This window comes from Variovorax paradoxus EPS, assembly GCF_000184745.1.
Classification (GTDB): domain Bacteria; phylum Pseudomonadota; class Gammaproteobacteria; order Burkholderiales; family Burkholderiaceae_C; genus Variovorax; species Variovorax paradoxus_C.
The window spans coordinates 144,049-166,218 of the sequence record NC_014931.1; the positions used below are offsets into that span (position 1 = coordinate 144,049).

Below are 22,170 nucleotides of genomic sequence, written 5' to 3' on the forward strand. Positions count from 1 at the left end.
TCATTTCGCTGATTGCGGGCTGCGGCGGGCGGGCGGGCAATCGCTCAGCGCGGGCGGGCGAAGTCGGCCTCGATCCAGCTGGTGGCGCTGCCGGAAGTGAGCTTGAAGGCCGGCGAGACATTCACGCTCGCCAGCTCGCTGTCGTCTTCGTCGTCGTGTGCGCTCAGCGTGGCCGAGGGGTTGTCCTCGTCGGGCACGATGGCCAGCGCCACGCGAATGCGCCGTCCGTCGCGCGCCGTCACGGTCACGCTCTTGTTGAGCGTGGCGTGCAGCTGCTGCTCGTGGCGGCGGATCACCTCGGCGGCGGTCTTCACCAGCGTGGAGAACGCGGGGCCGTCCATGGGCTTGGGATTCTTCTTGTCGCGGCCCATGGTCCAGGGGCCGACCAGCGCGGGCTCGGGGTCGCCGTCGCGGGTCATTTCGACGGCCCAGCCGTCGTCTTCCTCGTTCTTGATGATGCGGGCGGTCCAGCCTCTGTCTTGCCAGAAGCGGTCTTGCTGGAGGGCGGGGGTGTCGGGGTTTGCGGAGTCGATGGGTTCGGTCATTCGGAGGCTTGTGTTCGTGCGCGGCCTATTTTCCCCCTTGTCCCTTGCACGGGCGGATCGATGTAGGCCTGCAGTCCGTCGACCAGTGCATCGAAGGCCACGCGGCAGCGCGGACTGTTGCGCAGGTCTTCATGCATCGTGATCCAGGTCTCCAGCTTCATCGAGAAAGCGCGCGGCATCAGGCGCACCAGCGCGGCGTCGCGGCGGGCGAGGCCGGCCTGGCAAATGCCGATTCCCGCACCGGCGCGGATCAACGCCAGCTGCGCGAGGTCGCTGTCGGTGCGCAGCGAAAAAGCGTCGCGGCCGTAGCCCGGGAGCGCCTTGCCCGCGTTGCGCACGAACGCCGAAGGCTGGTCGTAGCCGATGACGGCGTGCGCCGCGAGGTCTTCCTGCTTGCGCGGCGTGCCGCGGCGGGCCAGGTAATCCTTGCGTGCGTGAAAGCCCAGTTCGATCTGCCCGACCCGGCGCGCGACCAGCTGTTCCTGCTTCGGGCGCACCATGCGCACGGCGATGTCGGCCTCGCGCCGCAGCAGGTCCTGCACGCGGTTGGTAAGCACCAGCTCGACCTTCAGGGCCGGGTGCGCCTCGCGCAGCCGCGCGACGATGGGCGGCAGCACCTCGACGCCTATCACCTCGCTGGCGGAGATGCGCACGACGCCCCGGATCTTTCCTCCTTCTTCGCCCTGGCTCGTGGCAGCGCGCTCCAGCGAAGCGGCGGTGCTTTCCATTGCTTCGGCGTGGCCTTGCAATGCAAGCGCCACCTCGGTGGGCATCAGCCCCACCTGCGAGCGCGTGAACAGCACCACGCCGAGCGCCGCCTCGAGCGCGGCGACATGGCGGCCGACCGTCGGCTGCGTGATGCCCAGCGCACGCGCCGCGCCGGAGAGCGAGCCTTCCCGCAGGACGCCGAGGAACGAGCGGTACAGCTCCCAGCCGATGTTCGAAGTCATACGGAAATGTATAGCTGCTCTCTCATGTTCGGCAATTCCAATGGAACAGGCATCGACCCAGAATTGGCCCATCGACAACGTTTCTGGAGCATTTCATGGCACACGACAACAACACGGTTCTGGTTCTCGGCGCAACGGGCGGCATCGGCGGCGAGGTGACTCGGCAGCTCCGCCAGGCGGGTTGGACGGTGCGGGCACTTCAGCGCGGCATGGCGCAACCCGTGAAGCAGGAGGAGGGCATCACCTGGCTGCGCGGCGACGCGATGGACCGGCAGGCCGTCATGGAAGCCGCAAAGGGTTGCTCGGTCATCGTGCATGCGGTCAACCCGCCCGGCTACCGCAACTGGGCGCAGCTGGTGCTGCCGATGCTGGACAACAGCATCGCCTCCGCAAAGGCCGAAGGCGCGACCATCGTGCTGCCGGGCACGGTCTACAACTACGGTCCCGATGCGTTCTCCGGACTGATTCGCGAAGACGCGCCGCAGAAGCCCGTCACCCGCAAGGGCGCCATCCGGGTCGAGCTGGAACGGCGCCTCGAAGCCGCCAGCCGCAACGGCGCCCGCGTGCTGATCGTGCGCGCCGGCGACTTCTTCGGCCCGAAGGCCGGCAACAACTGGTTCTCGCAGGGGCTGGTGAAGGCGGGGCTGCCGGTCAAGGCCGTGAGCTACCCAGGCAATGCCAACACGGCGCATCAATGGTCCTACCTGCCGGATGTCGCCCGCACCATGGTCGCGTTGCTGGCGCGGCGCGACAGGCTCGAACCCTTTGCGCGCTTCCACATGGCGGGCCATCGCGACACCGACGGCACCCAGATGAGCAACGCCATTCGCAACGTGGTGGCGCGCCGCACCGGCATCACGCCGCGCGTGACGGCTTTCCCGTGGTGGCTGCTGGCGCTGGCTTCGCCCTTCGTCACCACCTTGCGCGAAATGCGCGAGATGCGCTACCTCTGGCAAACACCGGTGCTGATGGACAACGCGAAGCTGGTGGCCTTCCTCGGGCACGAGCCCCACACGCCGCTGGAAGAGGCGGTTGAGGCGTCGCTGGAAGGCATGGGCTGCCTGGGTGGAGCGCCGATGGCGGTTACAGCCTAAGCGACTTGATCAACCGTTCGGGCTGAGCTTGTCGAAGCCGTGCGCGGCGCTTCGACAGGCTCAGCCTGAACGGGTTTGCTCTTTCTTGGAGGGGGTGCGGCCCGGATCAGAAAACCGAGAGCCCCGTGCGCGTCACGAACAGCTCCAGCGCCTTCATGCCCAGCAGCGAATTGCCCGTCGCGTCCAGCGCCGGCGACCAGACGCAGAGCGTGAGCTTGTCGGGCACGACCGCCACGATGCCGCCCCCCACGCCGCTCTTGCACGGCAGCCCGATGGAGAACGCCACGTCGCCCGCGGCGTCGTAGGTGCCGCAGGTCAGCATCAGCGCGTTGATGCGCCGCGTCTGCCGCTCACCGGTGATCTCGGGCTCGCCATCGATCGGATGCGCGCCGTCGCGGCAAAGGAAGGCGGCGGCGCGCGCGAGCTGGCGGCAGCTCATGCGCAGCGAACACTGGTGGAAGTAGGTGTCGAGCACCGTGCCCACGTCGTTGTCGATCTTGCCGAAGCTCTTCATGAAGTTCGCGAGTGCCACGTTGCGAAAGCCCGTGTCGGCCTCGGACCTGGCCACTTCTTCATCGAACGCGATTGGTTCGCCGCACAGACCGCCCATCAGCGCGAGGATGTCGGCCTTTGCGCTGCCGCCATTGGCGGCCGCCTGGCTCACCAGCCGGTCGGCCACCGCGATCGCGCCTGCATTGATGAACGGATTGCGCGGCTTGCCCTGCTCGTTCTCCAGCTGCACCAGCGAATTGAACGGATTGCCCGAGGGCTCGCGCCCGATGCGCTCCCACAGCGCGTCGCCCATGCGTTGCATCGCGAGCGTCAGCGTGAAGAGCTTCGAGACGCTCTGGATCGAGAACGGTACCTCGCCATCGCCCGCGAAGGCTTCTTCGCCCTCGCAGGTGCGCAGCGCAATGCCGAACTGCCGCGCATCGACGCGCGCAAGCGCCGGGATGTAGCTGGCCACGGTGCCCGCCTGGCCGAGTTCGGGGCGCAGGGTGGCGACGATGTCGTCGAGGACGTGCTGGAAACTCATCATGTCCGCGCTCATGCCGTGCGTTGCACCGCGGAGCGCCGGTTCACCAGCACGATGCCGAGCGCGACGCCTGCGAGCGCCACCATCAGCTGCAGCGTCAGCGGCTCCTTCAGCAGGACCACGCCGAACACCAGTGCGAAGAGCGGCGTGAGAAAGGTGAAGGACGACATCTGCGTGGCGGGGTAGTGCCGCAGCAGCCACATCCAGGTGAGGTAACTCGCGAACGCGCCGATCACGGTCTGCAGGCCGATCGAGGTCCAGGCCCAGCTGGAGTACGAAAAGCTCCAGGTCTCGCCCAGCGCGAGCGACAGTACCGGGCACACCGCCGCGGTCACCGCCACCTGGTAGAAAAGCGTTTTTTCCGCGCTGGCGGTGGCGAGCTTGGTGGTGCGCAGCGTCAGCGTGGTCAGGCCCCAGAGCATGCCGGCCGCCAGGCCCATCGCATCGCCGATGAGTTGCGACGAACTCATGTGGCCGAAGCCTTCGCTGAATGCGAGCACCACGCCCGAGAACGCGATGAAGAGCCCGAGCCATTGAAAGCCGCGCAGGCGCTCGGCGGGCACCCAGCGCGGCAGCAGCAGCGAAACCCAGAACGGCGCGGTGTACAGGAACACGGTGAGCCGCGAGGCGCTGGTGTGCTGCAGGCCGAGGTAGATGCCGGCGAACTCGCCCGCGAAGAGCGCACCGGCCAGCAGGCCGGGCCACAGCGTGCCGTCGCGCTTGAACAGCGGCACGCCGCGCGAGGCGCACCACAGCCACAGGAGCACGGTGGCGCCCACCATGCGGATCGAGGCCTGCCACATGGGCGGCACTTCGGTCACGGTGGTCTTGATGAGGATCTGCTGCAGGCCCCAGAACGCGCAGCACGCGATGAGAAGGCCGATGGCGAGGGAGTCGAGGTGGGTCTTGCGCTGGATCATTCGCGGTCAATCGTGCTTTTTTCTGTTCAACATTCAAAAGGCCAATTTCGACGATCCTAGCGTGCGATATTGTCGAGCCGCAGAAATATGGGTTTCGTCGGAAATCTTATCTGCGCGAGATATCACTCGACCGGGCGGGGCGGCATGCTTTGAAGCATCGTGTCCTCCAAAGTAGACACGCCACCACCATTTGACCTTCAGACTAAGATTCTTTTCAGGAAGGAAAGATGTGGCATTCAAACAAGAAATGATTTCGCCGTTGTCGCCGGCGACGCAACTTCCAGTCAGTGCGTATTTCGATGAAGCGCTACTCAGGCGCGAGCAGGATGAAATATTTAACAAGTGGCCTCGCTATGCGGGCCACTCTCTACTCGTGCCAGCGCTTAACGATTACTGCGTCCTACCCCATCACCACAACGGTCTTGCCATGGTGCATGGCGAACAGGGCATTCAACTGTTCTCCAATGTTTGTCGTCATCGGCAGGCGACGATTCTTCAGGGGCGCGGAAACTCCAAACGCTTGTCCTGCCCGATGCATCGATGGACTTACGACAATTCCGGTGTTCTCATTGCAGCCCCCAAATTTACAGAGCTCCCTTGCATGCAACTGGAGCGCTTCCAAACAACGGCCTGGAAGGGGCTTCACTTCATAGGGAAAACTGATGCAATCAACGAGTTGGTCAACTTGCCGCGTGATGTAAAAGGTCTTTTGGATTTTGAATCAAGCTACTTTGGGCATATGGAAGTGCACGAGTGCAACTTCAACTGGAAGACATTTTTAGAGTTTTACCTCGAGGACTATCACGTTGCATCATTTCATCCAGGCTTGGGACATTTCGTATCCTGTGACAATCTTCGTTGGTTCTTTGGTGCGAACTGGAGTGCCCAGATGGTTTCCTTTCACAAGAGGCTTGAACAGCCTGGGAATAGCGAGATATACAGGGCTTGGCATCAGGCGGTCCGAACTTACTATGCTGACGATTTACCATCGATCGGGGCCATGTGGCTTCTGATCTACCCGAATGTGATGATCGAGTGGTACCCCCTCGTCACAGTAATTTCGACGGTCTTTCCCAAAGGAACTGGCCGATGCGTAAACGTGGTGGAGTACTACCACCCGCTTGACCTGAAGATGCGGCCCGATGGAGATGCTATGGCTTCATTGGCTGCAAGTGCGTATCTCGAAACTGCGGTTGAGGATAACCAAATCGGGGAGCGTATCCATGAGGGGCGATTCGCTCTGATGAGTCGCAGAACATCGGAATACGGGCCGTATCACGAGAACCTTGAGGCCGGAATGGTGCACTTCCACCAATTCTTGCGTGATCAGTTGAATTGCATTTAGGTCTTGCCTCGAGTCAAAACTACTATTCCGCTAGCATCAAGGCGTTCACTTTGGGTACCGCTCCCTTTCATTGCTCTGCATCCGGTATAGATGCAGGGCCGAGAGGTATTTGATGGGTACACAGGCCTTCTCTTGGCTCGTTCTGGCAATGAGTGTCGCGGCAGAGGTCGCTGGAACCATTGCACTGCGCTACGCCGATGGCTTTTCCCGTCCGCTTCCCTCCTTGGTGGTCGGGGTCTCCTATGCAATCGCAATTTGGCTTATGGCGATTGCGGTTAGGCACTTGGAAATAGGAATGGCGTATGCAATTTGGGCCGGTGGCGGAGCCGCTCTGATCGCGCTGACCGGTGTCGTCTGGTTCGGCGAATCCATGACGCCCTCACGAGCCATTGGCGTCACCATGATCATCATCGGGGTTGTAGTGCTCAACCTTGAAACTCGATAGTCCCGATGTAGGTTAGAAGTCTGTTTCCGCTGTGATGGAACTCAACACTGAAACCAGGTTGCACGGACTCTTGATACGTCGAGCGCGTGAACTTGGCAAGACACTAAAAATGATGGCCATCGAGGCGGGACTCGCTCGATCGGGTCTTTACAAGCTTGCCGACGGGACGATTCGCGATCCTTCGGTACACACGTTGCTTCGTCTTGCCGCGGCAATGGAAGTCTCGCCAATTGCGCTAATTCGACTCTATGGAGACATAAATGCACCAGCGGGTGTAAGAGATCGCGGTGGCTCTTCCTTGGGACGCGCTCAGGGGCTGAATGATTCGCGCGATGCCGCGATGTTGAATGCCGACGTCACGATCCCTCATCACGCAGTCGTGAACGGTGGGGAAGTCTTTGAGAAAGTATGGGAAGTCCAGAATGTTGGAGAGGTTTTCTGGATGGGGCGACGTCTTGTTCGTGTTGACAGGTCATGCAGTCGAATCGATGCCGATCTTTCTGCGGAATCTCGCCTGCACCTCGCTTCCGCAGCGCGAGAAATAGTGATTCCGAACACACCGCCGGGAGGAGTCGTTCGACTGAGTGCTCGGTTTTCTGCCCCAAGAGAAAACTGCTCCATCGCATCAGTTTGGCGTATCGAAGATCAGGCGCTGCGTCCTTGTTATGGCACTGGTTTTTTCTTGGGAGTGATCGTGACTGTTATTGATCGATGAGGAATCGATCTGAGCGGTGGATTGGAAATTCCTAACGTATGGGCATAGCCACCGGATACGGCGGCTTGCCCCGCGTACCGATCATCAGGTCGGGCACCACCGTCTCCACGTCGGGCACCGCACGCGCTGCGCGTTCGAGCCGCTTGGCCAACTCGGGCGTCGGCACGCAGCCCTGCAGATAGACCCAGCGGCGCTGGACCATCACCCAGACGCTGCCGCTGCGCACGCCCGGCACGGCCAGCAGCGCGGCGCGCACCTTGGGCGCGAGGGGTTTGTCGTAGCGGTAGGCGTTGCTGTCGGCGCACTTGCCGGCGAGCCAGCAACTGGTGCCGCGCTCCAGGCGCGAGTGGGTCTGGACGCGCCGTTCCTCGGCGGTATAGAAAGGGCCTTCGGGCACGGCGCAGGCCGCAAGGCCGGCGGACACCTGGAAGTACGGGTCGTCGAACCAGTTCTGCTTGGGCGCCGTTCCCGCCGCGTCCTGTGCCTGCTGCTGCGCTACCGCGGTCTGCGCGGCCAGCAGCAGGACGGGCACGAGCGCAGCGGTGCGCATCACAAGGGATGTTCCGTGTAGAAACGCCCGCCGTGGAACAGCAACGGCGAGGCGCCTGCGTCGTGGGTGCAGCGCTCGACTTCGCCGACGAAGATCACGTGGTCGCCTTCGTCGTAGCGGCTGCGGTTGAAGCACTCGAAGCTCGCCGCAGCGCCGACCAGCACCGGCGCGCCGCCGATGCCCCGGGTGAATTCCACGTCGGCCCAGCGGTCGATGTTCTTGGTGGCGAAGCGCTCGGCCAGTTGCTTCTGGCTCGCGGCCAGGATGTTGACCGCGTAGTGCGAGCCGGTGCTGAGCGCGGGCATCGAGCCCGCCGCGCGGGCCAGGCTCCACAGCACCAGCGGCGGCGTGAGCGACACCGAATTGAAGGAGTTGGCCGTGAGGCCGACCAGCGTGCCGTCAGCCGCGCACGCGGTGACGATGGTGACGCCCGTGGCGAACATGCCGAGCGCTTCCCGGAACTCGTCGGGCGAAAAGGTGGGCGGCTGGGCCCGGCGGGGAGTGGTCACGAGGGAGGCTGGGCGGTGGTCGGCAAGAGGGCCATTTTGGCTCAGCGACCGGCGGGCCGCTTGAACGGCGCCATCAACTCTGTCACGAGGCGGGTATAGACGGTGGCGGCGGCAGAGGGCGTGCGGCCCGCGAGCGTGACCAGGCTGTAGTGCGTCTGCATGCCCGCGAAGCCGGCGACCGGCAGGGGCACGAGGGCGTCGGTGTCGGTGTCGGTGTTCAGGGCCGGCGCGTGCAGCGCATGCGGCGCGAGGATCACCGCGTTGGCGGTGAGGGCAAGGTGGCGCAGGGTGCCTGCGTCGTCGCAGGTGACGTTGAACACGCCGCGCTCGTCGCGTCCATCGCCCCGGGTGTCGCGCTGCACATGGCGCTCGAAATGCGCGGCCACTTCAGCGGGCAGGTTCGGGCCGGCCAAGGGATAGGCCATCGCCTTTTCCAGCGTCACCTGCTTCAGCCGGCGCAGCGGGTGCTTCGGCTGCACGAAGAACGACACCGGCAGGTCGGGCAGGCGCGCGAGCTTCAGGCCGGGCTGCTTTTTCAGGTCGCGCGTGTCGGCGATGAACAGGTCCAGCTGCCGCCGGTGAAGCCGCTCGCTGAGCGTGACGGTGTCGGCCACTTCCATGCGCATGAGCAATTGCGGGTGCCGCTGCGCCATCAGCGACAGAGCCATGCGCCCCAGCGTGCTGGCCGCAAAGGGGCCGAGCCCCACGGCGAGGCTGCCGATGGACAGGCCCTGGAGCTGCAGCACGTCGCGCTGGATCTGCTGCGCATCGGCGATGAGCTCGCGGGCGCGGGCGAGCACCAGTTCACCGGCCTGCGTGAAGCGCACGGTGCCGTAGGCCCGGTCGACCAGGCGGGCCTGCAGCTTGTCTTCGAGCATGTCGATGCTGCGCGAGAACGCGGGCTGCGACAGGTGCGCGGCCTGCGCGGCGCGGCCGAAGCTCCCTTGCTCGGCAAGGGCAACCAGGTGCTGGAGCTGGCGCAGTTGCATTTTGCGTTTTCCGTAAAAAGGATCAGCACATTTTGCATTTGCCAATGCTTCGGGCGGTTCGGAGAATCGCGCGTTGTTCCTGTTTCACCGAAGACAAAGAGACGCCGATGACCCCTTCTTCCTTCTCCATGGCCCTGGTCGCGCTGGCCTGCACCTTCGGCAGCGCACAAGCGCTCGCGCAGATCGCACCCAAGCCGCCCGAGGCCGCCACGCTCAAAGCCAACGCCGACATGGCGAAGACGTTGCCCTTCGCCAACCGGCAGGACTTCGAGGACGCGATGCGCGGCTTCATCGGCACCGTGCCCGATGCCCTGGTGCCCGGCGCCGGCCCGCGCCCGGCCTGGAGCATGAAGCCCTACGACTTCCTGAAGGCGAACGAGCCGGCCGACACCGTCAACCCGAGCCTGTGGCGTCAGGCACAGCTCAACGCGATCCACGGCCTCTTCCGGGTGACAGACCGCGTCTACCAGGTGCGCGGCTTCGACATCGCGAACATGACGATCGTCGAAGGCGACACCTCGCTGATCGTCATCGACCCGCTGCTCACCGCAGAGACGGCGCGCGCCGCGCTGGCGCTGTATTACCAGCACCGCCCGAGGAAGCCCGTGGGCACGGTGATCTACACGCATGGCCATGCCGACCATTTCGGTGGCGTGAAGGGCGTGGTCGATGAAGCCGATGTCGCCGCGGGCAAGGTGCAGGTGATCGCGCCTTCGGGCTTCATGGAAACCGCCGTCGCCGAGAACATCCTCGCGGGCAATGCGATGAGCCGGCGCTCGCAGTACCAGTTCGGCACGCTGCTGCCGCCGGGCGCGCGCGGGCAGGTCGACACGGGCCTGGGCAAGGCGCTCGCGCGCGGCACCATCACGCTGATCGCGCCGACCTCGACCGTCGACAAGACAACCGAGGAGCGCACCATCGACGGCGTGCAGGTCGTGTTCCAGCTGGTGCCGGGTTCCGAGGCGCCGTCGGAAATGCTCATGTACCTGCCGCAGTTCCGCGTGCTCAACATGGCCGAGGACGTGACGCACACCATGCACAACCTCTACACGATCCGCGGTGCCGAGGTGCGCGACGGCAACCTGTGGGCCAAGTACATCGACCAGGCGCGCGTGGCCTTCGCCGGCAAGACCGACGTGCTGATCGCCCAGCACCACTGGCCGACGACGGGGCAGGCGCGCATCGCCGACCTGCTGAAGAAGCAGCGCGACATGTACAAGTTCATCAACGACCAGTCGCTGCGCCTGCTGAACCAGGGCTACACCGCGGCCGACATCGCCGAGACGCTGCGCATGCCCGCGAGCCTGGAAGAGGAGTGGTCCGCGCGCGGCTACTACGGCACGCTCAGGCACAACGCCAAGGCGGTCTACCAGAAGTACCTCGGCTGGTACGACGCGAATCCCGCCAACCTGAACCCGCTTCCGCCGGTCGACTACGCGAAGAAGACGGTGCAGTACATGGGCGGCGCCGACGCGGTGGTCGCGCGGGCGCTGGACGATTTCCAGAAGGGCGAGTACCGCTGGGTGGCGAGCGCGATGAGCCAGGTCGTCTACGCCGACCCCACGAACCGCGCGGCGCGCGAGCTCGGCGCCGATGCGCTCGAGCAGCTCGGCTACCAGTCGGAGGCCGGCACCTGGCGCAGCGCCTATCTCGTGGGCGCGATGGAGTTGCGCAATGGCGTGCCCAAGATCCCGGGCGGCAGCAGCTCGAACGCCGACACGCTCAAGGCGGTGAGCAACGACCTCTTCTTCGACTTCCTCGGCGTGCGGCTCGATGCGGCCAAGGCCGAGGGCAAGACGATGGTCATCAACTGGAACTTCACCGACTCGAACCAGCAGTTCGTGCTGACGCTGGAGAACTCGGCGCTCACGCACATCGCCGGCCAGCAGGCCGGGGCCGACGCCACGGTGACGCTGAGCCGCGCCACGCTGGATGCGATCACGCTGAAGGAGACGAGCTTTCCCGCGGCGGTGCTGACGGGCAAGGTGAAGATCGACGGCGACCGCGCGAAGCTCGGGGAGCTGATGGCGATGCTCGATACCTTCGAGCCGATGTTCCCTGTGGTCGAGCCGCGGAAGTGAAGCAGGCCTAGCCGAAGAACCAGTAGCACACCGCAATCGCCGCGACCACGCCCGCCAGCTCGGCCAGCAGCGCACACGACACCGCGTGCCGCGCGCGCTGGATGCCGACCGCGCCGAAGTACACGGCCAGCACGTAGAAGGTGGTCTCGGTGCTGCCCTGGATGGTGGCGGCCACGAGCGCCGGGAAGCTGTCGACGCCCTGGCTCTTCATGGTCTCGATCAGCATCGCGCGCGCCGCGCTGCCCGAGAAGGGCTTGACCAGCGCGGTGGGCATGGCGTCGACGAAGCGCGAATCCCAGCCGCCCGCGGTCACCAGCCAGCGCAGGCCGCCGAGGATGAAGTCGAGCGCGCCCGAGGCCCGCAGCACGCCGACCGCGCACAGCATCGCGACCAGGTACGGCAGCAGGTTCTTCGCGATGTCGAAGCCTTCCTTCGCGCCTTCGATGAAGCATTCGTAGACCTTGATGCGCCGGATCGCGCCGGCCGCCAGGAACACGAGGATCACGCCGAAGAGCGCCAGGTTGCCCATCAGCGAGGAGAGCGAGGCAATCGCCGCCGCCGACAGCGTGCCCAAGAGGGCCATGAAGCCGCCCAGCAGCAGCGCGCCGGGGATCAGGTAGGCCAGCACCACCGGGTCCCAGAGTCGGAGGCGCTGCGCAATGGCCACCGTGAGCAGCCCCACCAGCGTCGATGCGCTCGTGGCCAGCAGGATCGGCAGGAACACCATCGTCGGGTCGGGCGCGCCTTGTTGCGCGCGGTACATGAAGATGGTGACGGGCAGCAGCGTCAGCGATGAGGCGTTGAGTACGAGGAAAAGAATCTGCGCGTTGGTGGCGGTGACCGGGTCGGGGTTCAGCCGCTGCAACTCGCGCATGGCTTTCAGCCCGATGGGCGTGGCGGCGTTGTCCAGGCCGAGCGCATTGGCCGCGAAGTTCATGGTAATGAGGCCGAGCGCCGGATGCCCTGCGGGCACGCCCGGCATGAGCCGGCGGAACAACGGCCCGAGCAGCCGCGCTAGCCAGCCGACCAGCCCCGCCGCCTCGGCGATGCGCAGGAAACCGAGCCACAGCGTGAGCGTGCCGAACAGCAGCACCATCACCTCGACTGCGAGCCGCGCCATCGTGAACAGGCTTTCGACCAGCGCCGCGAACACGGTCGGATCGCCGCCGACGAGCCACCGCACCAGCGCCGCGAGCGCCGCCATTCCGAAGAAACCCAGCCACAAGCCGTTGAGCACGCGTTTTTTCCTTTTTTGCCGGCGCGATCATAGGCTCCGTGCCGGCGCGCTCCGCGCTACAGTTCGGCCCATGCGCGCCTCCCTAATTCGCGGTTTCACGGCCCTCGTCGGGGTACTTGCGGCCGCCTGGCTGACCGGTTGCGTCAGCCTGCCGCCGCCGGAGCCGCGGGCGCCGGTCACGGCCTTCACCGATGTGGCGAACACCGAACTCGGCCAGCTCGCGGCCAAGGGCGTGCCGGGCGACTCCACCGCACTCTCGGGTTTCCGGCTGCTGCCCGAGGCTGCGTTCGCATTCGATGCGCGCATCTCGCTCGCGCGCCACGCCGAGAAGTCGCTCGACGTGCAGTACTACCTGATCCAGAAGGACGACGTCGGCCTGCTGTTCCTGAAGGAGCTGCGCGAGGCCGCGGCGCGCGGCGTGCGGGTGCGCCTCTTGGTGGACGACCTCTACACCGCCGGCGAGGACGAGGTGTTCAGTTCGTTCTCGGCCTTTCCGAACGTGGAGGTGCGGCTCTTCAACCCGCTGCCGTCGCGGGCCGACTCGCTGGCCACGCGGCTGCTGTTCTCCCTCACCGACTTCGGCCGCATCAACCACCGCATGCACAACAAGATGCTGATCGCGGACAACAGCTTCGCGGTCTCGGGCGGACGCAACATCGGCAACGAGTACTTCATGCGCAGCACGGCTGCGAATTTCATCGACATGGACGTGATCTCCAGCGGCGCGGTCGTGCGGCAGATGTCCGAGGGGTTCGACCGCTACTGGAACAGTTCGCATGCCTGGCCCATCGAGCGCATCGCGCCGCTGCGCACGACGCCCGAGGCCGCGCAGCAACGCTTCGACGCGATCGTGCGCACGGCCGTGCCCGACGTGCCGATCCGCCCGCGCGACGTGCTGAACAAGTCGCCCGTCGGCGAGCAGCTCATCACCGGCAAGATCGACCGCTACTGGGCGCTGGGCACGCTGTTCGTCGACGACCCCGAGAAGATCACGCGCAAGGCCGACGATGCCTACGCGGGCAGCGTGACCGAGGGGGCGCTGAGCGTCATCAACTCGGCCCGGCGCGAGGTCAAGATCGGCTCGCCGTATTTCATTCCGGGCACGCGCGGCATGGAGATGATGAAGAAGGCCATCGAGAGCGGCGGCCGCATCACCGTGATCACCAACTCGCTGGGCGCCACCGACGAGCCGCTGGCCTATGCGGGCTACGAGCGCTACCGCGCCGACATGCTGAAGATCGGCGTCACCATCTACGAGATCGCGCCCATGCTCACGGCGCGCTCGGGGCAGTTCGGCGACTTCGGAAAGACGATCAGCCGGTTGCACGCCAAGCTCGCGGTGATCGACGACGAGCGCTTCTTCGTCGGCTCGATGAACCTCGACCACCGCTCGGCTGCGGTCAACACGGAGGTGGGCCTCGTGATCGACAGCCCCGAACTCGTGGCCGACTACAACAAGCTCATGAACAGCCAGCGCATCAACCTGGGCTACCGGTTGCGTCTTGCACCCAACGGCCGGCGTGTGCAGTGGCTCGAATACGACGATGCCGGCGGCGACATCGTCCACGAAGACGAGCCCGGCGAATTTCTCTGGCTGCGCTTCAAGAACTGGCTGCTGCTGCCCATCGTGGGCGAAGAACTGCTGTAGCCGGCTGTCATCTCCGGCACGGTGACGTGCGTTACATTTCTGAGTGAAATGTGAATTTTTGTCACTGAATTCTGGAGACCTCGACCATGACCGTTCCCGAGCAGCGCGTGTTCCTTGCGCCGCCCACCACCAGCCGTCGCCGTGTGCTGACCGGTCTGGCCGCAACCGCCGCTGCGGGCCTGGGCATGCCGGCCTTCGCGCAGGGCAAACCGATCCGCATCGGGACCACCTTCGACAACAGCAGCGTGGAGAAGGCCAACGGGCAGGGGCTCTTCCAGGGTTCGAGCGCGTTCTTCAACGCGCTGAACAAGGCGGGCGGCCTCAACGGCACCAAGGTCGAACTGGTCATGGCCGACGACACCTTCAAGCCCGATGTGGCCAAGGCCAACGCGCTGGCCTTCGAGAAGGACAGCTCCGTGCTCGCGCTGCTGCACCCGCTGGGCACCCGCCAGACCTCGGAGGTGATGGACGCCGTGCCCGGCATGGCCGTGGTCGGCCCGATCACCGGCACCGTCGCGTTGCGCAAGAAGACCGCGCCCAACACCTTCTGGGTGCGGGTGAACTACGACCAGGAAGTCGAAAAGCTGGTGACCACGGCGGCCGTGCTGGGCCAGACCCGCATCGGCCTCGTGCATTCGAACGACCCGCTGGGCCAGTCGGTGCTGGCGGCGTTCAAGGCGGCGCTCGCGAAGGCGAAGCTGGAGCCGGCCGTCATCGCGACCACGCCCAACACCACCAGCATGGAAGTGAGCCCCGCGGCCGAAGCCATCGCCAAGGCCAAGCCGCAGGTCGTGATCATCGGCCTGGCCGGCACAGCGCCGGTCTTCATGAAGGCGCTGCGCGATGCCGGCGGCAACAGCTCGGCCTACGGCCTGTCGATCACGGCCAGCGCGCTGGCCGCCATGGGCGATCTCGCACGGGGCCTGGGCTTCGTGATCGTGGTGCCCTCGCCGTACTCGACCAAGTTCGAGATCGTGCGCCGCTACCAGGCCGACATGGTGGCCAACGGCACCAAGGATTTCTCGCTCACGAGCCTGGAGGGCTACATCAACGCCGCCGTGCTCGCCGAGGGCCTGCGCCGCGCGGGCGGCTCGCCCACGCGCGCCTCGGTGATGGCGGGCCTGGCCAGCATCGAGAACTTCGACCTGGGCGGGCTGAAGATCAACTACGGCCGCACGAACCGCGAAGGCGGGCACTTCGTGGACGTGGCCGTGATCGGCAGCCGCGGGCAGATGCTGAGCTGACCTGGGTTCGTACCGCGAGCCGTGGCTCGCGGTAGCGTCCATCGGTACTCAGGCAGGCGCCGGGGCGTCTTCGGGAGGCGCGCACTTACAGTGCGGGCATGGTCCTCGACTTCTGCATTTCCTTCGGCCTGGCCGCCCCCGTGGTGCTGAGCGTCGTTCTCTATCAGGTGGGCCATCGCGCCGTCGCGCAAGGACGCGTGGGTCCGGTGACTGCCAGCCTCGTCTATGGTCTGTGCGTGGCGGCGCTGCCACTGGCCGTATGGTGGGGCGTTCATGCGCTCGCGGAGTTCTACATCGTGGGCGAGGGCACTTCGTTCTGGAAGTCCGTGTTGCAGATCGGGCTGGCCTTCCTCATGTACGCGTACCTGTGCATCTCGTGGGCCTTGAGCTTTGTGGCGGCCTGCCTGGCCACATGGCGGTTCACCGTCTGCGCGAAGCGGTTGAAGCAGGAAGCCCTGGCCTGACGCCGGGCCCGCCGGTCAGCCCGCAACGTCCTCGGCGATTCCCACGCCCAGCAGCCCTTCGAGCAACCCCTTGTCGGCCGCGAGCCCCGCGCTCGGGCCGGCATGCACGACGGTGCCGCGCTCCAGCACGATGGCCTGGTGCGTCATCTCCAGCGCAAGCACCGGGTGCTGCTCGACCACGATCGATGCCAGCCCTTCCGATTCGCAGAGCCGGCGGATCGCCGCGGACAGCTCCTCCACGATGATCGGTGCGAGCCCCTCCATCGGCTCGTCGAGCAGCAGCAGCTTGGGGTTGGTCATCAGTGCGCGGCCGATGGCCAGCATCTGCTGCTCGCCGCCCGAGAGCTGGTTGCCGTAGTTGCCTCGGCGCTCGCGCAGGCGCGGAAAGAAGTCGTAGACGCGCTTCAGGTTCCAGCCGCCCAGCCGCGCGATCACCGTGAGGTTTTCCTCGACGGTGAGCGAGGGGAACACCTCGCGCTCCTGCGGCACCCAGCCCAGGCCCGCGCGCACGCGCTGGTGCGGGGGCCAGCGCGTGATGTCCGTGCCCTGCCAGCGGATCGCGCCCTGCATCACGCGGGTGTTGCCCATCAGCGTTTCGAGCAGCGTGGTCTTGCCCACGCCGTTGCGCCCGAGGATCGCGAGGCTCTCGCCCTGCTGCAGCGAGAAGCCGAGGCGGTCGAGCACCACGGCGTTGCCGTAGCCAGCGGTGACCTGGTCGAAAGCGAGCACTTCAGGCATGGTGATGCGAACTCCCCAGATAGACCTGGCGCACGCGCGGATCGGCGCCGATTTCCGCGGGCGTGCCCTCGGTCAGGATGCGTCCGCCCACCAGCACCGAGATGCGGCGCGAGAACCGGAACACGAGCTTCATGTCGTGCTCGATGAAGAGCACGCTGATGTCATCTGGCAGCGCCGCGATGGCCGCGAAGAGCTCGCCGCTTTCGTCCTCGGGCACACCGGCCGCGGGCTCGTCGAGCAGGAGGATGCGGGGCTTGGCCGCGAGCGCGAGCGCGATCTCCAGCAGCCGCTGCTTGCCGTAGGCCAGCTCCGAGACCGGCACGTCGGAAAGGCTGTCGAGCTTCAGCGTGCCGAGCAGCGCATGCGCCTCGTCGAACACTGCCGTGCAGCCCTTGAGCGGCCGCCACCAGGTGGCGCCCAGCCCTTCGCGCTCGCTGATCGCCAGCACCACCGACAGGAGCGGCGTGAGGCTGGGGAACAGCGTGTTGATCTGGAAGGTGCGCGCGAGGCCCATGCGGGCGCGCTTGTCGCCCGACAGGCGCGTGATGTCGCGCTCGCCCATGTGGATCGACCCGCTCGTGGGCTTGAACACGCCGGTGAGCAGGTTGATGAGCGTGGTCTTGCCCGCGCCGTTGGGACCGATCAGCGCCTGCCGCGAGCCGGGCTCGAGCGAGAGGTTCACTTCGCTCACCGCCTGGAAGGCGCCGAAGCGGATGCCGAGGTCGCGGGTGCGCAGGGTGTGCGTCGCTGTGGGGGTCATCGCGCCTTCCCCGTCCGCACGAAGCGCGAGAGCGCGCCCATGATTCCGCCGCGCCCTAGCATCACCGCCGCGATCAGGAAGATGCCGAGCCAGAACATCCAGTACTGCGGATTCATGTCCGCGAACCAGTCGTGCACCAGCATGTAGACGATGGCGCCGATCATCCCGCCGTACAGGCGCCCGGTGCCGCCGAGCACCAGGATGATCAGCACCTCGGCCGAGCGGTTGAAGCCGATCGACTCGATGCCGACGAACTGCGTGGTCTGCGCGAGCAGCGCGCCCGCCACGCCGGCCACCGCGGCCGAGAAGGCGTACGCCATGCGCAGGCGCGCCTCCACCGGCGAACCGATGGCCGTCATGCGCTTGCGGCTGTCGTGGATGCCGCGCAACGCCAGGCCGAAGGGCGAGCGCAGCACCAGTCGCACCAGCAAGAACATCGCGAGCACCACACCGAAGGCGTAGCCGAATGCGGTCTTGCCGTAGAGATCGAACTCGAAGAAGCCGAGCACCGGCGCGATGACCACGCCCTGCAGCCCGTCGGTGCCACCGGTGATGCCCGAGAGCCGGTTGGCCAGCTCGTACAGCAGCACGCACACGCCGATGGTGATCATCAGCCGCGTGAGGTCGGCGCCGCGCACCACGAGGTAGCTGAGCGCATAGCCGAGGAGGCCGCTCACAACCAGCGCGAACGCAAGGCCGGTGAGGGGTTCGCTCCAGCCGTACTTGGCGAGCAGGCCGGCAGCGTACGCGCCCGCGCCGAAGAAGGCCGCATGGCCGACGGTGAGGATGCCCGCGTAGCCGAGCGCCATGTCGAGCGACACGGCGAACAGGCCGAAGATCATGATCTGGCTCATCAGCGTGAGCTTGTCGGGCAAGAGGAAGAAGCTGGACGCGAGCGCGAGCCAGAAGGCGACTTCGGCGATGCGCAGCTGCGCGGGAGAAACCGCAAAGGCCTTCATGCAAGACCCTTCTTCGCGACGATGCCATTCGGCCGCACCAGCAGCATGACGATCATGAAAACGTAGATAAGAAAAGCGCCCGCTTCAGGCCAGTAGTACTTGCCGGCCACGTCGACGATGCCCACCAGCAGCGCCGCGATGAACGGCCCGGTGACAGTGCCCGCACCGCCCACGCACACCACCATCAGGAAGTAGACGAGGTACTTGAGCGGGAACGACGGCTCCAGCCCCAGCATGCCCAGGCTCAACGCACCGCCCAGGCCCGCGAGGCCACAGCCCAGCGAGAAGGTCAGAAAGAAAAGGCGCTGCACATGAATGCCGGTGCCGCCGGCCACGCGCTGGTTGTCGACTGCCGCGCGCACCATTGCGCCGTAGCGCGTCTTTCCGAGCACCAGCAGCAACGCGGCCAGCACGGCCACGCCGCAGACGATCAAAAAGAGCCGGTAGCGGCCCACCTCGAGCCCGCCGATGGCCACTTGCCCGTCGAGCGACGGCGGCAGCGTGAACGGCTGCATCGTCGGCCCGAAGAAATAGGTGAACGCGGCGATCGACACGAACACCACGCCGATCGACAGCAGCACCTGGTCGAGCGGGTGCGCGCGGTACAGCCGCCGGTAGAACACGAACTCCAGCACCGCGCCCACCAGCGCCGCGGACACGAACGCCGCCGCGAGAGAGAGCCCGAAGCCGAGCCCCCAGTGGTTCATCAGCAGGCTCGCCGCGTAGCCGCCCACCATCGCGAAACTGCCGTGCGCGAGGTTGACGAAATTCATCAGCCCCATCGTGATGGACAGGCCCACGCCGATGAGGAACAGGAGCATGCCGTAGGCCACCCCGTCGAAGATCACGATGCCCATGGGCCTCCTGGTGCTGCTGCCTGCCGACGTGCCGTTTAGTTCGAGCTTTCCTTGGCCGGGTCCTTCACGCGGTCGAACTTGTCGAACTCCACGTTCACCAGCTGGCCGTTCACGCGCTCGGTCTTGCGGATGTAGACGGTCTGCACGATGTCGCGCGTGAGCGGATCGACCTCGATCGGGCCGCGCGGGCTCTCGAAGCGCAAGCCGCGCAGCGCGTCCATGAACTTGTCGCCGCTGGCGTCGCCCTTGGTCTTCTGCAGCGTGAGGTCGATGGCCGCCATGGCGTCGTAGGCGGTCACGGCGAAGTAGCTGGGGCGCAGCTTGGCGCCGTTGTCGGCGGCAAAATCCTTCACGAACTTCTGGTTCTTCGGGGAGTTGTGTGCGAACGAGTAGTGGTGGCTGGTGACGAGGCCCAGCGCCACGTCGCCGGTGGCGTCGAGGTAGCTGTCGTCGGTGGCTTCGCCGGTGGCGTAGAGCTTGATGCCGGCCTGCTCCATGCCGCGCTCCTTCCACACCTTGAGGAAGGCCGGCGGCATCACGCCCGAGGGGAAGAAGAAGAACACGGCCTGGGGCTTGGCGTCCTTGATGCGCTGCACGTAGGCCGAGAAGTCAGGGTTGTTCATCGGCGTGCGCACCTCGCCCGAGACCTTGCCGCCGCCGGCGGTGAAGGTCTTCTTGAAGGCGGTTTCGGCATCCACGCCCGAGGCGTAGTCGGCGACCACGGTGTATGCGTCCTTGATGCCTTCCTTCAGCATGAAGCGCGCCATCGGATCGGTGACCTGCTGCACCGTGAACGACAGCCGCGCGATGTAAGGCGAGCTGTTGGTGATGGCCGAGGAGGCCGCGTTCATCACGATGGTGGGAATCTTGGCCTGCGTGGCGATGGCGCCCACGGCGTAGGCGTTGGGGCTGAAGTCCAGGCCGGTGAGGATGCTCACCTTGTCGCGCACGACCAACTCCTGCGCGATGCGCTTGGCGGCATCGGGTGCGGGGCCGGCGGTGTCTTTCTTGACGATCTCGACGGTGCGCCCGCCCACCTTGCCGCCGTGCTCCTTCAGGTACAGCGCGATGCCCGCATCGAACTGGCGGCCGTAGTCGGCGTAGGGGCCGGAGTAGGTGGCGATGAGGCCGATGCGCAGCGGCTCGTCGGCAGCGTGCGCGGCCACGGAGCCCAGCATGCCGAAGCCGGCGAGCAGGAGGGTCGAGAGAACGGTTCTCTTCGTCATCGTCGTCATGGAAAAACGCCTTTCAGGTGGAATGGATGCGGAGCGGGCGAGTGTGCGTCAGACCTGTGACTCTGGAACGCGCACGGTGAGGCCGTCGAAGGCCGCGGTCACGGTGAGCTGGCAGCTCAGCCGCGAATTGGGTTGGCGCTCGGAGGCGACGACTTCGAGCAGGGCGCTCTCCATGTCGTCGGGTGGCGGCAGCAGGTCGGCGAAGGCCTCGTCCACGTAGACGTGGCAGGTGGCGCAGGAGCAGCAGCCGCCGCACTCGGCGTCGATGCCGCGCACGTTGCCGCGGATGGCGGTTTCCATGACGCTGGCGCCGATCTTGGCGTCGACCGCGCGGGTGCTGCCGTCCTTGAGGATGTAGTGGATCGTGGGCATGTCGTGGGAACTTGTTCAGAACATGTCGAAGTACTCGCGGTGTTCCCACTCGCTGACTTCGAGGTTGAAGCGGGCGATTTCCGCTTCCTTGATGTGGCAGAGGTAGTCGATGAAGACCTTGCCCATCTGGGTGTTGAGCATCTCGTCGCGGCGCAGGCAGGCGAGGGCGTCGCCGAGCGAACGCGGCAGGTGTTCGGCCGGCGTTTCGTAAGGTGCATCGGCCGAGGGACCGGGGTCGATCTTGTGGCGGATGCCGTCGAGCCCCGAGAACAGTTGAGATGCGAGGTACAGGTACGGATTCGCCGTCGGCTCCCCCACGCGGTTCTCGATGCGCGAGGCGCTCTGACCCACGCCGCCGAGCACGCGCAGCATCGCGCCGCGGTTGTCGCGCGCCCAGATCGCGCGGTCGGGCGCGAGCGAGAACGGGCGGTAGCGCCGATAGCCGTTGATCGTGGGGCTCGCGAGCGCGGCCGCGCCGCAGGCATGCGCCTTCAGGCCGCCGAGGTAGTGCATGCCGATCTCGCTCAGGTCCTGGCCCTCGGTCTCGGGCATGAACGCGTTGACGCCGTCGCTCTTGCGCCGCAGCGACTGGTGCAGGTGCCAGCCGCTGGACATCACGTTCGGGATCTTCGGCCGGCACATGAAGCTCGCGTGCAGCCCGTTGCGCTGGCAGATCTGCTTGATGGCGCTGCGCAGCAGCACCATGGTGTCGGCGGGCATCACGCCGGCCGTGGGGCCGAAGGTCAGCTCGAACTGGCTCGGGCCGAATTCGATTTCCAGCGAGCGCAGCGGCAGTCCGAGGGCGATGAGGTTCGAGCGCAGCAGCTCCATCAAGCCGTCGACGCGGTCGTAGCGCAGCTCGGTCAGGTACTGGTGGCCGTGCGAGAGCAGCGACACGCGCGGCGGCTCGCCGGGCTGGCCCGAGTCGGCCAGGTCCATGCGCGCATCGTCCAGCTTGAAGACATGGAACTCCACCTCGAGGCCGGCGATGAAGTCGAGTCCGAGGTCGTCGAGCTGCCGCACCGCCCGCTGCAGGACCTGCCGCGTCGCGAAGGGGCAGGGCTTGCCGTCGGCCATGTAGGCGTCGCACAGGATCCAGCCCGTGCGCGGCGCCCACGGCAGCACCTTGAAGGTGGCGGGGTCGGCCACGATGGTGAAGTCCGCGCCGCCCTGCAGGCCCTCGATGGCGAAGCCGCCATTCGTGGTGAAGACCGGGAACACCGTCTTGTGCGAGGTGTCCTTGGCCAGCAGCGTGGAGGTGAGGTTCACGCCCTCCCACAGCGCCGAGCGCGCCTCGGTGGCGACCAGCGTCTTGCCGCGCAGGATGCCGTGCTGGTCGGGCCAGGCGAAGCGCACGAGGTCGACCTCGTCGCTGTCGATGCGGCGCACGAGTTCGCGGGCCTGTGCGTGTTGATCGTCGGACCAGAGACCGAAGCGGTCGACGAATGTGTTGGTGTTGCTGCTGCTCATGGCGCGC

General features: G+C 66.1%; 23 protein-coding genes. 8 read left to right on the forward strand and 15 right to left on the reverse strand.

Annotated elements, in window-relative coordinates:
• Positions 1-44: 44 nt before the first annotated feature.
• Both VARPA_RS00700 and VARPA_RS00705 read right to left on the reverse strand, forming a co-directional pair.
• Positions 45-545, reverse strand: coding sequence for a hypothetical protein (locus VARPA_RS00700; protein WP_013538611.1), 501 nt, complete (start codon positions 543-545; stop codon positions 45-47).
• On the reverse strand, positions 542-1,495 hold the full coding sequence (locus VARPA_RS00705) for a LysR family transcriptional regulator (protein ID WP_013538612.1): 954 nt from the start codon (positions 1,493-1,495) through the stop codon (positions 542-544). Before VARPA_RS00705 ends, VARPA_RS00700 begins: the two co-directional genes overlap by 4 nt.
• A 95-nt stretch (positions 1,496-1,590) precedes the next feature.
• On the opposite strand from VARPA_RS00705, the gene VARPA_RS00710 reads away from it, so the two are divergent.
• Positions 1,591-2,589, forward strand: a complete 999-nt coding sequence (locus VARPA_RS00710) for an SDR family oxidoreductase (RefSeq protein WP_013538613.1) — start codon at positions 1,591-1,593, stop codon at positions 2,587-2,589.
• A 106-nt stretch (positions 2,590-2,695) separates the two neighbouring features.
• On the opposite strand, the gene VARPA_RS00715 is transcribed toward VARPA_RS00710, so the two are convergent.
• The gene (locus VARPA_RS00715) at positions 2,696-3,628 is read right to left on the reverse strand and encodes a glutaminase (RefSeq protein WP_013538614.1); all 933 of its coding nucleotides are present in this window, start codon (positions 3,626-3,628) and stop codon (positions 2,696-2,698) included.
• An 8-nt stretch (positions 3,629-3,636) separates the two neighbouring features.
• Positions 3,637-4,545 carry a DMT family transporter gene (locus VARPA_RS00720; RefSeq protein WP_013538615.1) on the reverse strand — a complete coding sequence of 303 codons (909 nt, stop codon included), beginning with the start codon at positions 4,543-4,545 and terminating at the stop codon, positions 3,637-3,639.
• A gap of 247 nt (positions 4,546-4,792) precedes the next feature.
• On the opposite strand from VARPA_RS00720, the gene VARPA_RS00725 reads away from it, so the two are divergent.
• The 3 genes from VARPA_RS00725 (at position 4,793) to VARPA_RS30385 (ending at position 7,050) form a co-directional block, all read left to right on the forward strand.
• Entirely contained in the window at positions 4,793-5,890 is a 1,098-nt protein-coding gene (locus VARPA_RS00725; protein ID WP_013538616.1) for an aromatic ring-hydroxylating oxygenase subunit alpha, read from the forward strand.
• A gap of 112 nt (positions 5,891-6,002) precedes the next feature.
• The gene (locus VARPA_RS00730) at positions 6,003-6,335 is read left to right on the forward strand and encodes a DMT family transporter (RefSeq protein WP_013538617.1); all 333 of its coding nucleotides are present in this window, start codon (positions 6,003-6,005) and stop codon (positions 6,333-6,335) included.
• A gap of 34 nt (positions 6,336-6,369) precedes the next feature.
• The gene (locus tag VARPA_RS30385; RefSeq protein ID WP_013538618.1) at positions 6,370-7,050 is read left to right on the forward strand and encodes an NBR1-Ig-like domain-containing protein; all 681 of its coding nucleotides are present in this window, start codon (positions 6,370-6,372) and stop codon (positions 7,048-7,050) included.
• Between the two features lie 31 nt (positions 7,051-7,081).
• Here VARPA_RS30385 and VARPA_RS00735 read toward each other — a convergent pair whose 3' ends face one another.
• The 3 genes from VARPA_RS00735 to VARPA_RS00745 are packed head-to-tail and all read right to left on the reverse strand — an operon-like array spanning position 7,082 to position 9,098.
• Entirely contained in the window at positions 7,082-7,600 is a 519-nt protein-coding gene (locus tag VARPA_RS00735; protein WP_013538619.1) for a BON domain-containing protein, read from the reverse strand.
• The gene (locus VARPA_RS00740) at positions 7,600-8,109 is read right to left on the reverse strand and encodes a flavin reductase family protein (RefSeq protein WP_013538620.1); all 510 of its coding nucleotides are present in this window, start codon (positions 8,107-8,109) and stop codon (positions 7,600-7,602) included. The genes VARPA_RS00735 and VARPA_RS00740 overlap by 1 nt, the downstream gene beginning before the upstream one ends.
• A gap of 41 nt (positions 8,110-8,150) precedes the next feature.
• Positions 8,151-9,098 (reverse strand): LysR family transcriptional regulator, encoded by a 948-nt coding sequence (locus VARPA_RS00745; protein WP_013538621.1) that lies wholly within the window; start codon positions 9,096-9,098, stop codon positions 8,151-8,153.
• A 107-nt stretch (positions 9,099-9,205) separates the two neighbouring features.
• Between VARPA_RS00745 and VARPA_RS00750 the strand changes: the two genes are divergently transcribed.
• Positions 9,206-11,179, forward strand: a complete 1,974-nt coding sequence (locus VARPA_RS00750; RefSeq protein WP_013538622.1) for an alkyl/aryl-sulfatase — start codon at positions 9,206-9,208, stop codon at positions 11,177-11,179.
• A gap of 7 nt (positions 11,180-11,186) precedes the next feature.
• Here the strand turns inward: VARPA_RS00750 and VARPA_RS00755 are convergent, their stop codons facing one another.
• The gene (locus tag VARPA_RS00755; protein ID WP_013538623.1) at positions 11,187-12,416 is read right to left on the reverse strand and encodes a nucleoside recognition domain-containing protein; all 1,230 of its coding nucleotides are present in this window, start codon (positions 12,414-12,416) and stop codon (positions 11,187-11,189) included.
• Between the two features lie 70 nt (positions 12,417-12,486).
• On the opposite strand from VARPA_RS00755, the gene VARPA_RS00760 reads away from it, so the two are divergent.
• The 3 genes from VARPA_RS00760 to VARPA_RS00770 all read left to right on the forward strand — a co-directional run bounded on the left by VARPA_RS00760 (position 12,487) and on the right by VARPA_RS00770 (position 15,772).
• On the forward strand, positions 12,487-14,064 hold the full coding sequence (locus VARPA_RS00760) for a phospholipase D family protein (RefSeq protein WP_013538624.1): 1,578 nt from the start codon (positions 12,487-12,489) through the stop codon (positions 14,062-14,064).
• 86 nt (positions 14,065-14,150) lie between these two features.
• Positions 14,151-15,308 carry an ABC transporter substrate-binding protein gene (locus VARPA_RS00765; protein ID WP_013538625.1) on the forward strand — a complete coding sequence of 386 codons (1,158 nt, stop codon included), beginning with the start codon at positions 14,151-14,153 and terminating at the stop codon, positions 15,306-15,308.
• A gap of 98 nt (positions 15,309-15,406) precedes the next feature.
• Positions 15,407-15,772: a hypothetical protein gene (locus tag VARPA_RS00770; RefSeq protein WP_013538626.1), complete on the forward strand. Its 366-nt coding sequence runs from the start codon at positions 15,407-15,409 to the stop codon at positions 15,770-15,772.
• Positions 15,773-15,787: 15 nt separating this feature from the next.
• On the opposite strand, the gene VARPA_RS00775 is transcribed toward VARPA_RS00770, so the two are convergent.
• The 7 genes from VARPA_RS00775 to VARPA_RS00805 are packed head-to-tail and all read right to left on the reverse strand — an operon-like array spanning position 15,788 to position 22,163.
• Positions 15,788-16,510, reverse strand: a complete 723-nt coding sequence (locus VARPA_RS00775) for an ABC transporter ATP-binding protein (RefSeq protein WP_013538627.1) — start codon at positions 16,508-16,510, stop codon at positions 15,788-15,790.
• A complete protein-coding gene (locus VARPA_RS00780) occupies positions 16,503-17,270 on the reverse strand; it encodes an ABC transporter ATP-binding protein (protein ID WP_013538628.1) in 768 nt (255 codons plus the stop codon). Before VARPA_RS00780 ends, VARPA_RS00775 begins: the two co-directional genes overlap by 8 nt.
• Positions 17,267-18,229, reverse strand: a complete 963-nt coding sequence (locus VARPA_RS00785; RefSeq protein WP_013538629.1) for a branched-chain amino acid ABC transporter permease — start codon at positions 18,227-18,229, stop codon at positions 17,267-17,269. The genes VARPA_RS00780 and VARPA_RS00785 overlap by 4 nt, the downstream gene beginning before the upstream one ends.
• Positions 18,226-19,086 (reverse strand): branched-chain amino acid ABC transporter permease, encoded by an 861-nt coding sequence (locus tag VARPA_RS00790; protein WP_013538630.1) that lies wholly within the window; start codon positions 19,084-19,086, stop codon positions 18,226-18,228. Before VARPA_RS00790 ends, VARPA_RS00785 begins: the two co-directional genes overlap by 4 nt.
• 35 nt (positions 19,087-19,121) lie before the next feature.
• The gene (locus VARPA_RS00795) at positions 19,122-20,321 is read right to left on the reverse strand and encodes an ABC transporter substrate-binding protein (protein ID WP_013538631.1); all 1,200 of its coding nucleotides are present in this window, start codon (positions 20,319-20,321) and stop codon (positions 19,122-19,124) included.
• A gap of 48 nt (positions 20,322-20,369) precedes the next feature.
• The gene (locus VARPA_RS00800; RefSeq protein WP_013538632.1) at positions 20,370-20,693 is read right to left on the reverse strand and encodes a 2Fe-2S iron-sulfur cluster-binding protein; all 324 of its coding nucleotides are present in this window, start codon (positions 20,691-20,693) and stop codon (positions 20,370-20,372) included.
• 15 nt (positions 20,694-20,708) lie between these two features.
• Positions 20,709-22,163 (reverse strand): glutamine synthetase family protein, encoded by a 1,455-nt coding sequence (locus tag VARPA_RS00805; protein WP_013538633.1) that lies wholly within the window; start codon positions 22,161-22,163, stop codon positions 20,709-20,711.
• Between the last annotated feature and the right edge of the window lie 7 nt (positions 22,164-22,170).